This is a genomic window from Embleya sp. NPDC055664 (assembly GCF_053618075.1).
The window spans coordinates 19,320-29,362 of sequence record NZ_JBSHGZ010000050.1 but is presented as its reverse complement, the minus strand read 5'-3'; the positions used below and the strand labels follow the sequence as shown (position 1 = coordinate 29,362).

General features: G+C 72.7%; 10 protein-coding genes. 1 reads left to right on the top strand and 9 read right to left on the bottom strand.

Going from position 1 to position 10,043, the window contains the following annotated elements; genetic code table 11:
- Positions 1-142: 142 nt before the first annotated feature.
- From ACWGR4_RS44020 to ACWGR4_RS43995, 6 genes are all read right to left on the bottom strand, one after another.
- Positions 143-625 carry an SRPBCC family protein gene (locus ACWGR4_RS44020; RefSeq protein WP_380011725.1) on the bottom strand — a complete coding sequence of 161 codons (483 nt, stop codon included), beginning with the start codon at positions 623-625 and terminating at the stop codon, positions 143-145.
- A 1-nt stretch (position 626) separates the two neighbouring features.
- Positions 627-881: an acyl carrier protein gene (locus ACWGR4_RS44015; protein WP_126638622.1), complete on the bottom strand. Its 255-nt coding sequence runs from the start codon at positions 879-881 to the stop codon at positions 627-629.
- Between the two features lie 79 nt (positions 882-960).
- Complete coding sequence (locus ACWGR4_RS44010; protein WP_380011729.1) at positions 961-2,205, bottom strand: beta-ketoacyl synthase N-terminal-like domain-containing protein; 1,245 nt, start codon at positions 2,203-2,205, stop codon at positions 961-963.
- On the bottom strand, positions 2,202-3,470 hold the full coding sequence (locus ACWGR4_RS44005; RefSeq protein WP_380011732.1) for a beta-ketoacyl-[acyl-carrier-protein] synthase family protein: 1,269 nt from the start codon (positions 3,468-3,470) through the stop codon (positions 2,202-2,204). The genes ACWGR4_RS44010 and ACWGR4_RS44005 overlap by 4 nt, the downstream gene beginning before the upstream one ends.
- On the bottom strand, positions 3,467-3,883 hold the full coding sequence (locus ACWGR4_RS44000; RefSeq protein ID WP_452134092.1) for a cupin domain-containing protein: 417 nt from the start codon (positions 3,881-3,883) through the stop codon (positions 3,467-3,469). The genes ACWGR4_RS44005 and ACWGR4_RS44000 overlap by 4 nt, the downstream gene beginning before the upstream one ends.
- Positions 3,884-3,935: 52 nt before the next feature.
- Positions 3,936-5,153 (bottom strand): SchA/CurD-like domain-containing protein, encoded by a 1,218-nt coding sequence (locus tag ACWGR4_RS43995; RefSeq protein WP_452134084.1) that lies wholly within the window; start codon positions 5,151-5,153, stop codon positions 3,936-3,938.
- Between the two features lie 356 nt (positions 5,154-5,509).
- Here ACWGR4_RS43995 and ACWGR4_RS43990 point away from each other — a divergent pair, with 356 nt between their 5' ends.
- Positions 5,510-7,213 (top strand): FAD-dependent oxidoreductase, encoded by a 1,704-nt coding sequence (locus tag ACWGR4_RS43990; RefSeq protein WP_452134083.1) that lies wholly within the window; start codon positions 5,510-5,512, stop codon positions 7,211-7,213.
- 82 nt (positions 7,214-7,295) lie between these two features.
- Here ACWGR4_RS43990 and ACWGR4_RS43985 read toward each other — a convergent pair whose 3' ends face one another.
- The 3 genes from ACWGR4_RS43985 to ACWGR4_RS43975 all read right to left on the bottom strand — a co-directional run bounded on the left by ACWGR4_RS43985 (position 7,296) and on the right by ACWGR4_RS43975 (position 9,842).
- The gene (locus tag ACWGR4_RS43985; RefSeq protein ID WP_452134082.1) at positions 7,296-7,994 is read right to left on the bottom strand and encodes a class F sortase; all 699 of its coding nucleotides are present in this window, start codon (positions 7,992-7,994) and stop codon (positions 7,296-7,298) included.
- Between the two features lie 145 nt (positions 7,995-8,139).
- Positions 8,140-8,544, bottom strand: coding sequence for a hypothetical protein (locus ACWGR4_RS43980; RefSeq protein ID WP_380011747.1), 405 nt, complete (start codon positions 8,542-8,544; stop codon positions 8,140-8,142).
- 263 nt (positions 8,545-8,807) lie between these two features.
- Positions 8,808-9,842: a methyltransferase gene (locus ACWGR4_RS43975; RefSeq protein WP_380011750.1), complete on the bottom strand. Its 1,035-nt coding sequence runs from the start codon at positions 9,840-9,842 to the stop codon at positions 8,808-8,810.
- Between the last annotated feature and the right edge of the window lie 201 nt (positions 9,843-10,043).

The following is a 10,043-nucleotide window of genomic DNA, read 5'->3' as shown; positions in this document are numbered from 1 at the left end:
GCCGCGGGGGGCTTCCCCCGGGCGACGATCTGGGTGCGGGCCATGGGTGCCGCCCTTGTCGCGGGGGGGCCCGGTGGGGCCCCTCGCCGCGCGCCCCCACCGGCGGGGCGTCGTCGCGCCGGGGCGGGCGACGACGCGGAGTTCACCAGGTGCGCACGGTGGGCGCGACGCCCGTCTCCCGGGCGCGCTCCTGGATCCGGTCCCGGATCAGTTCGAGCTGGACGCGCGAGTTGCGGTTGATGTTGTCCGTCATCCACGCGTCGTCGACCGGGGCGGTCTCCTTCATCGCGAAGTCCTGGACCCAGCGCATCCGTACGCCGTCGGGCACCTCGTGGTACTCCCAGCGGATGTGCATGTGCGCGAACGGCCCGGTCTCCACCCGGCGCGCCCACACCGTGCGCGTCTCGCGGTCGGCCTCGCGCTCGGACACCCAGCTCCAGATCTTGCCGTCCTTGTCGGGTTTCATGGTCAGGCGAAAGGTGACCTTGGTGCCTTCGCGCTCGAGGACCTCCACCGACGCGTATTCGCTGAACAGGTTCGTCCAGTTGTCCACGTCGTTGGTGATGTCCCAGACCAGGTCGAACGGGGCCGCGATGACGATGTCGTTGTCGGTATGGCCGGCCATGTCACACTCCGGAGATGAGTTGGGAGTTGGTGGTTTCCAGAAACTCGCGCGGGGTCTTGCATTGGTCCACGTCCGCGCCGAGCGGGAACTCGAAGCGCCGCTCCAGCTCGGCGACGATCCCGAGCAGGCCCAGCGAGTCGAGGCCGAATTGTTCGAACGTGGCGTCGGGGTCCCGCAGTTGCTCGGGTCTGGCGGTGACGCCGGCGCATGACTTCATCACCTCGGCGAGCACTTCGTGGGTGAGCGGTCCGTTCATCGCGGGCTTCCTTTCGGATGAGTCGGATGATGCGTACGAGGGGCACGGGTCTTACCGGCCACGGGAGTAGCCGAGCGGGCTACGGCGTGTCGGGGCGGCCGTCGCCTCGGCGCAGCACCAGTGCGGCGTTGCCGCCCATCAGGCCGCGGCTGAGCACCAAGGCGGTGCGCAGTTCGGCGTTCCTGGCCCGGCCGGTGACCAGGTCGAGGTCGTGGCAGATGTCGAACACGCCCGGGGTGGGCGGCAGTACGCCGTGTTCCATGGCCATGATCGCGGCGGCGCAGTCGAGCATCGGCGCGCCGCAGTAGGCCCGGCCGATGCCGGCCTTGGGCGCGGTGACCGGCACCCGGGCGGCGCGAGCGCCCAACGCGTCGGACAGGGCGAGCACTTCGGCGTGGTCGGCCTCGGGGGTGCCGAGCGCGTCGGCGAAGATCACGTCGATGTCGGCGGGTCCGCATTCGGCCTCGGCCAGGGCGTCGCGGATCGCCCGGGCCAGTCCGTGGCGGGACGGTCCCCAGCCGCAGGTGCCGGTGAACGTCGCGCCGTGTCCGAGTACTTCGGCCCGAATCCGGGCGCCGCGCCGGCGGGCCGACTCGGCCTCCTCGACGACGAACATCGCGCCGCCCTCGGCGGGGGCGAAGCCGCGGGCGGCGGAGGTGAACGGGAGGTAGGCGCGTGCGGGGTCGGCGGCGAGGCTGAGCGCGTCGTAGCCGAGTTGGCAGACCATCGAGTAGGGGGCGAGCGGTGCCTCGGCGGCGCCGACCACGACGGCGTCGGTGCCTCGGCGGATGGTCCGGACGGCGTGCGCGAGCGCGTCCAGGCCACCGGCCTCGTCGTTGGCCAGCACCGCGCAGGGGCCTTTGAAGCCGCCTCGGATGGAGATCTGGCCGGTGGTGGCCGCGTAGAACCAGGCGATCGACTGGTACGGCCCGACGAAGCCGGGTCCCTTGCCCCACAGGTTCTGCAGTTCGCGCTGGCCGAACTCGCCGCCGCCGGAGCAGCTCGCGGTGGTCACCCCGACGCCGAAGGTGGACGTCGGGCCCAGCGCCGCGTCGGCCAGGGCCTGGTCGGCGGCGACCAGCGCGAAGTGGGTGAAGCGGTCGGTCTGGACCAGGTAGCGCTCCTCGACCACGGCGGCGGGGTCGAAGTCGCGCACCTCGCCCGCGACGGTCAGCGGCAGGTGCTCGCAGCCCTCGCGGGAGATCCGGTCCAGCACGAAGCGGCCCTCGCGGGTCGCCTTCCAGAACACGTCGGCGCCGATGCCGTTGGGCGCGACGACGCCGACGCCGGTGACCACGGTGCGCCTTGCTGTGGAGCTGTTCATCGGGGTCTCCTCTCCCGACGGTCCAGGACCACCGCGGACTGGAAGCCGCCGAACCCGCTGCCCACCGACAACACCGTCGTCAGGCCCATCGGCCGGGCGGTGCCCGGCACGTAGTCGAGGTCGCACTCGGGGTCCGGCGTCTCGTAGTTGGCCGTGGGCGGCACCGCCTTGTGCTCCATCGCCAGGGCGCACGCGGCGAGTTCGATGGCGCCGATGGCGCCGAGCGAGTGGCCGACCATCGACTTGATCGAACTCATCGGGACCTTGTGTGCGTGCGTGCCGAGCGAGCGCTTGACGGCCGCGGTCTCGTGGCGGTCGTTCTGCTTGGTGCCCGAGCCGTGCGCGTTGACGTAGTCGACGGCGTCGGGGGCGACCTCCGCGTCCGCCAGTGCGCGGTCGATCGCCTCGGACATCTCCAGGCCCTCGCGGGTCAGGCCGGTCATGTGATGTGCGTTGCCGCGCGTGGCGAACCCGCCGACCTCGCAGTACACATGGGCGCCGCGCCGGTGGGCGTGTTCGAGCTCCTCCAGGATCAGTACCGCGGCGCCCTCGCCGAGGACGAATCCGTCCCGATCCGCGTCGAACGGCCGGGAGGCGTGTGCCGGGTCGTCGTTGCGGGTCGAGGTGGCCTTGATCGCATCGAAGCAGGCGACCGTGATCGGCGAGATCGGCGAGTCGGCGGCGCCGGCGATGTACACGTCGGCGCGGCCCTCCTCGATCGCGTGCGCGGCGTAGCCGATCGCGTCGAGGCCGGAGGTACAGCCGGTGGAGACGGTCTGCACCGGGCCCTTGGCGACGAACTCCTCGGCCACCTCGGCGGCCAGGGTGCTCGGCGAGAAGGCCCGGTGCAGGAAGGGGTCGGCCCTGCGGTGGTCGACGGCCCAGGTCTTGCCGGGGCCGCTGACCGCGATGTAGTCGTGTTCGAGCCGGGTGGTGCCGCCCACGGCGGTGCCGAGGGAGACGCCGATCCGCCAGGGGTCCTCGGCGTCGCGGTCCAGGCCGCTGCCGCGGACCGCCTCGGCCGCCGCGGCGAGCGCGAACTGCACGTAGCGGTCCGCGCGTCGGGCCCGGTCGGGGTCGACGCCGCACGCGATCGGGTCGAAGTCGCATTCGGCGGCGATCCGGGAGCGGAACCCGGTGGGGTCGAAGAAGGTGATCCCGCGCGTCGCCGTGCGGCCCGCCATCAGCAGGTCCCAGAACGCGGTGACACCCACCCCACCGGGTGCCACCACCCCGACGCCGGTGACCGCGACCCGGCGCCTCAAGAGTCGGCGCCCGCGGTCTCGGCGGGTTCGATCCCCTCCGTGTCGACGTGCCCGAGTTCGGGCCGCGGCGCGAGCGGGGCGAGTTGGAAGACCATCCGCGCCTGCACCCGACCGACGTTGCGGAAACGGTGGCGCATGTTCTTCGGGATCATCAGAGCCTGGTCGGGCCGGAGTTCGTGGGTGACGCCGTCCAGGTCGACCTCGATGGAGCCGACCACGACGTGGATGAACTCCTCGGAGTACGGGTGGTAGTGCTCGGCGATCATGTCCCCGGGCTCGATCAGGGCCAGGCCCATGAAGCCGCTGGTGGAGCCCACGGTCGCCGGGCCGAGCGTGACCCGGAGGTCACCGCCGCGGCGGCGGTTCGGCTCGATCTCGTCCAGGTTGACGATGCGTACGGTCTGCGTGGTCATCTGTGCCACCTCCAAGTGGCGGGGCGGCGCCGTCGGGCGCCGCCCCGGGGGATCAGGCGTCGCGGGCGGCGCGACGGTCGGTGACGGGGGTGGTCTCGCACGCGGCGAGCAGTCGGCGCAGTCCCTCGTCGGTGTCCAACTCGCCGTCCTCGCCGAGGTCGAGCAGTCGGCTCAGCCGGGCGGCGGATTCCCGGCGGTCGACGCCGAGCAGCAGCGCCGGGTCCTGGTCCGCCGGGCCGCGCAGGTCCAGCACGCGGATCAGGGTGTCGCCGCGCAGGAAGACCTGGCTGTGCGCGATCGGCCCGCCGGCGACGGCGATCGCCTGCTCGTCGTGCCGGCGCAGCAGCGTCGCGGCGGATTCGCCGCAACCGTGCCGGACCGGGTACAGGAACGCACGGCGGGTGGTCTCGGTCTTGCTCGACTTCTTGCCCGACGCCTTGTCCGACTTCTTGGTCGGCGCGCTCAGGTGGTAGACCTCGGCCAGCGAGGAGCGCATGAAGAACGCGCGGGCGGCCTCGGAGTCGTTCAGGTCGCGCGCCTCCTCCAGGTGCGGGTTCAGCGCCTCCTCTGCGGCGCGGACCTGGGGCTGCTCGGCCACATGGCGCAGCGCGGCGCGCAGGTCACCCTCGACCTCGATGGCCCGTACGACGCGGTTGCCGAGCATGAACACCGAGGTGCGGCGCAGCGAGGTGGTCGGGTTGACCCGGGCCTCGGGCGACTCGTAGCCGGCGAGGATGCGGGCCACCTCGGCCTCGCTGCCCGGCTTGACGGTGAAGGTGAGCGCGCAGCGCACCACGCCGGGGGCGGCCGGCGCGGCGGCGCGGGCCTTGTCGGCCGCCGCCTTCGCCTTGGGCGTGCCGCCGGTCTTCGCCTTGCCCTTCGGCGCGCGGGCGCCGGTGGTGATCACCGGGCCGTCGGGGGCGCGCAGGTCGGTCTCGCGGGCCACCGAGAAGCGCAGCGAGCGGGTGCCGCGCACGCAGCCGTGCAGCGGCTGGACCATCACCTGGTGCTCGGGGCTGTCCACCCACGCCAGGTATTGGGAGGCGCCTTCCCACTCGCTGGTGATCAGCCACTGGCTGGGGTCCTCGATGGACTGGCACAGCTGGTCGCGCAGGTGGCCCGGAACGGCGGCCACCTGGTGGCGGATGCCTTCGTAGGCCTCGAGGAAACGTTGCTCCGACCCTTCGTGCAGCTCCAGCATGAGCAGCACCCGGAGCTTGGACGTGGTGTCGGCGGTGGGATTCGCCGTGGAGTGGACGAGGGTGTCCATGTCAGTCCTTTGGTCATGGGATTCGGCCGAACGTCGTGCCCGCCCGCCGAGGCGCTCCCGGGGGACCGGGTCGCACCGACGCCGCCCGGGGAACGGGGAGGTCGAGCGGGTCGCGGTCGGTCGCGCCGCTCGCGCGATCACACCGGGATACCCGCCCGATCCGTCCGTCCGGACCCGGCTTCGACTTCGAGCGTGGCGGCCGATCATCACCCTGTGCATCTTTTGAGGGCATATGAGTGACATTGGGCGACGACGACCGGCCGGCGGCGATGAGCGGGAACAGGAGGACCCCGGCGGACTCTCCTCCGCCCGCGACGGCGGCCGGGTCCGCAGTCCTCGCCAACGCAGGAGTAGTGATGAACCCCGAGATCCAACACCGGGTGCCGGTCCTGGTCGTGGGCGGCTCGCTGGTCGGGCTGTCCACGTCCGTCTTCCTGGGCCGACTCGGCGTCCCGCACATGCTGGTGGAGCGGCACGCCGACACCTCACGGCATCCGCGCGGGCGCGGCAACAACGTGCGCACGATGGAGGTGTTCCGCACCGCCGGGGTCGAGGATCGAATCCGCGCCGCGTCCGCCGTACTTGCCGACAACCACGGCATCCTCCAGGCGGACACCATCGCCGGCGACATCCAGGAGTGGCTGTTCAAGGAGATCGATCCGGGCGGCGGACTGGCCAGGTTCAGCCCGTCGTCGTGGTGTCTGTGCAGCCAGAACGACCTGGAGCCGGTACTTGCCGACTACGCCCGCGAACTCGGCGGCGACGTGCGCTTCGGTACCCAACTCCGGTCCTGCGTACCGGACGAGGACGGGGTGACCGCGGTCGTGGAGACCCGCGAGACGGGGCAACAGCTCACCGTACGCGCCGACTACGTGGTCGCGGCGGATGGGCCGCGCAGTCCGGTGCGCGACGCGCTGGGCATCGACGTGAGCGGTCCGGGCGACCTGTTCCACAACGTGAGCGTCACCTTCACCTCGCGCGACCTGGCCGCGCACGTCGGCGAACGCCGGTTCATCGTCTGCTATCTGACGAACCCTCGGGGCGAGGGCGCGCTGTTGCCGGTGGACAACCGGGAGCACTGGGTCTTCCACCTGCCGTGGCATCCGGAGGAGGACGAGCCGATCGAGGCGTTCTCCGACGAGCGCTGCGTGGCGCACATCCGCGCCGCCGCCGGGGTGCCGGACCTGGATGTGACGATCACCGGCAAGGCGCCGTGGCACGCCGCCGAGCGGGTGGCCGAACGTTACCGCTCCGGGCGGGTGTTCCTGGCCGGCGACTCGGCCCACGAGATGTCGCCCACCGGCGCGTTCGGGTCCAACACCGGGATCCAGGACGCGCACAACCTGGCCTGGAAACTGGCCGCGGTGCTGAACGGGCACGCGGGCGCCGACCTGTTGGACACCTACGAGGCGGAGCGCCGGCCGGTGGCGGTGGCCACGGCCGCGCGGGCGTCCACCCGTTCGGCCGAACACAGCCACCCCGGGTATGCCGCGCCCACGGTCGGCGGCGGCAAGCAGCCGGGAGTGCTCGGCGTGGTGCTCGGCTACCGCTACGCGTCCGCTGCCGTGCTCGGGGCGGACCCCGAACTGCCGGTGCTGCCCGAGCGGTTCCGGCCGCCGAGCGGCGAGCCGGGCACCCGCGCACCGCACCTGTGGCTGCGCCGCAACGACGCGCGGGTGTCCACCCTGGACCTGTACGAGACCTCGCCGGTGTTGCTGGTCGGCGCGGGTCCGGCCGGGGCCGCGTGGCAGCGGTCGGTGCAGCGCGCGAGCCGGCGCCTGGGCGTGCCGGTGGCGGTGTACCGGGTGGGTACCGAGGCGGAGGCCGCGGTGGTGGACCTGGTCACCGCGCCGGACGTGGACTGGGCCGAGGTGCACGGAGTGACCGACGAGGGCGCGGTGTTGGTCCGCCCGGACGGATTCGTCGCGTGGCGGGTCCCGGTCGCCGAGCCGGATCCGGAGGGCACCCTGGTGGGGGTGTTGGGCGCGGTGGCGTGCCGGACGGAGCGGGGCGCGCGGGGTGGTGAGACCGCGAAGGTCGGGGGGGACGCGCAGGTGTAGCGCGACACGCGGCGGCCGGCTCCGGGAGGGAATCCGGGGCCGGCCGCGGTGTGTGCGGGAGCGGGTGTACCAGCGCGTGCGGCTACTCCGGGGGCAGCAGGTGGGCGAAGACGACCACGTTGTCCTTGTAGTCCTTGGCCTTGCGGTCGTATGAGCCGCCGCAGGTGATCAGGCGCAGCTGGGCATCCCGGGTCTTTCCGTACACCCGCTCGTCGGGGAAGGCGTCCTTCGCGAACGACTCGACCGAGTCGACCGCGAACCTGGCCACGCTGCCGTCGGCGCGCGAGATCTCGACGGTGTCGCCGGACTTGAGGCTGCCGAGTCCCCAGAAGACGGCGGGGCCCATCATCGTGTCGACGTGGCCGAGCACGAGCGCGTTGCCCCGGGAGCCGGGGGTGACGCCGTCCTCGTACCAGCCGGCCAGATTGCGGTTGCCCGCGGGCGGGACGTCCAGCACCCCGGAGGAGTTCAGGCCGAGGCCGATGAACGGGGCGTCCACCTTGATCCGGGGGATCTTGATCCGCACCGGCTGCGAACGTTTCATCGCCGGCCCGCTCTCGGGGGTCGGGCTCGGCGAGGGTGCGGCGCTCGTCGCGGCGCTCGGTTGCGCGGCGGCGGGCACGGGTTGGGGTGGCGGACCCGAGTCACTGCTCAGATCGTGCTTGATCATCAGGGCGCCCAGGAGGATCGCCACCGCGGCGATCAGCATCAGTCGAGCGGCGCTGATGCGGCGCGGCGCGGCGGGCTCGGACGTCTCGGTGGGCGGATCGGGGTCGTGCAAGACGATGCCTCTTTCCTGGCCGGAGGAGTACCGGGGCCGGCTTCGGGGGAACCGGCGGTGCGGGCCGGGGCGGGGACGACGTCACCGTGGCCACCGCCCCGGGAAGGGCGGTGGCCACGGCGGGTGTTACCTGGGGCGGGACGGGTCAGGCCCGGGCCGCCGAGACGGCGGGACGACGACGCAGCGCGTAGACGCCGACGCCGACACCACCCGCGATCAGGGCCGCACCGGTGCCGAGCGCGGCACCGTCGTCGAGGAAGGAGCCGCCGATGCCGGTGTGCACGCCACCGTGCGGGCTCTTGTGCTCCTTCCAGGACTTCTCGTGCGAGCCACCTTCGCCGCCCTTGTCCTCGCTGGACTCGCCGCCCTTGTCGGGCGTCCACTTTCCTTCACCGGACCAGGACTTCTCCTGTCCGCCGTTCCCGGAGGCCGAGGGGGCGTTGTCCGGCTTCACCGGCGCCGGGGCATCGGCGTAGGCGGCCGGAACCGCCAGGGTCAGGGCGGCGAAGCCGAGTGCGGAACCGGCGACGAGAGCGCGTGCACGACGCATCGTGATATTCCTTCCGGCGCTCGCGAACTGCCGACGGGCATCGGCAACGGGGATCGGCGAGGCGCCTTCATCACCATCGAACGGCGCCGGCGACCCCGCGACCCGCGTGACTGCATTCGGGGCCCGGCTCTGGGCCTCCCGGGCGGATATCCCGACCGGCTTCACCCCCGGGGAGCAGTCGCATGTTTAGCTCATGGTGATCATGCATGACTTTCCGTAGCCGGAGGCGGCGGGGCGGGTCGGGCGGCTCGGGTGCGGCCCGATCACCCCGGGACCGTGCACTCGAACATGTGCAGCGAGGGGTTCACCGCGCGCACGTCCCGGCCGCGCAGGCCCGCCTGCTCGATCAGGGTCAGCAGGCTGTCCTTGGTGTGCTTGCGGCCGCCGACGTTGAGCAGCAGCAGGAGGTCCATCGCCGCGGTGAAGCGCATCGAGGCGGTCTCGTCGACCAGGTTCTCGATCACCGCGACGCGGGCGCCGGGGGCGGCCGCGGCGACGATGTTGCGCAGCGTGCGGAGCGTGCTGTCGTCGTCCCATTCGAGGATGTTCTTGACGATGTACAGGTCCGCCCGCACGCCGATGTCGACCCGGCAGTCCCCGCCCACCAGGGTTGCCCGGCCGGCGAGTTCGCCGCCGTCGCGCAGTCGGCGATCCGCCGAGGCGACCACGCCGGGCAGGTCGAGCAGGGTGCCGCGCAGGGTCGGGTTGCGCTCCAGGAGGGTGGCCAGGACCAGGCCCTGGCCGCCGCCGATGTCGGCGACGGAGTCCACGCCGGTCAGGTCGAGCGCCTCGGTGACGTCCTGGGCGGAGGTCCGACTGGACTGGGTCATCGCCCGGTCGAGCGCGGCGGCCGACTCGGGGGCGTCCTCGTGCAGGTAGTCGAAGAACTGCTTGCCGTGCAGTTCGGGGAAGACGCTGCCGCCGGAGCGCACCGCGCGGTCCAGGTGCGGCCAGGCCTCCCAGGTCCACGGCTCGGTGGTCCACAGCGCCACGTCCCGCATGCTGCGGGGCGCGTCCGCGCGCAGCAGGCGGGAGGCCTCGGTGTGCGTGTAGCGGCCGTCGGGCTCCTCGGCGAAGACGCCCTGGCAGGCGAGCGCGCGCAGCAGGCGGTGCAGCGCCCCGGGGTGCGCGGACACCTCGCGGGCCAATTCCTCGACGGTCGCCGGGGTGTCGCCCAGCGCGTCGGGCAGGCCCAGGCGCAGCGCGGCGCGCAGCGCGCCGGCGGACATCGCGCCGAACGCCAGCTCGCGCAGCCGGGTGGCCGCGTGCGGGGTACGGGTCACGTCGGTTTCGGTCATGCTGATCGCCTCTCGACCGGTGGGACACCCCGAGCAACCGGCGGGCTCGACCGAATCGGCCCGCGCGTCGACGTCCCGGCGGTCCGCACCGGGGCTGGAACGACTGTGACCCACACCCGGCGGCATCCCGCCGAGGCGCGGCCGATCGACGCGAACTCTCGCCCGGGAGTCATCCGGATGGCCCCATTCGGGCGCCGGAGG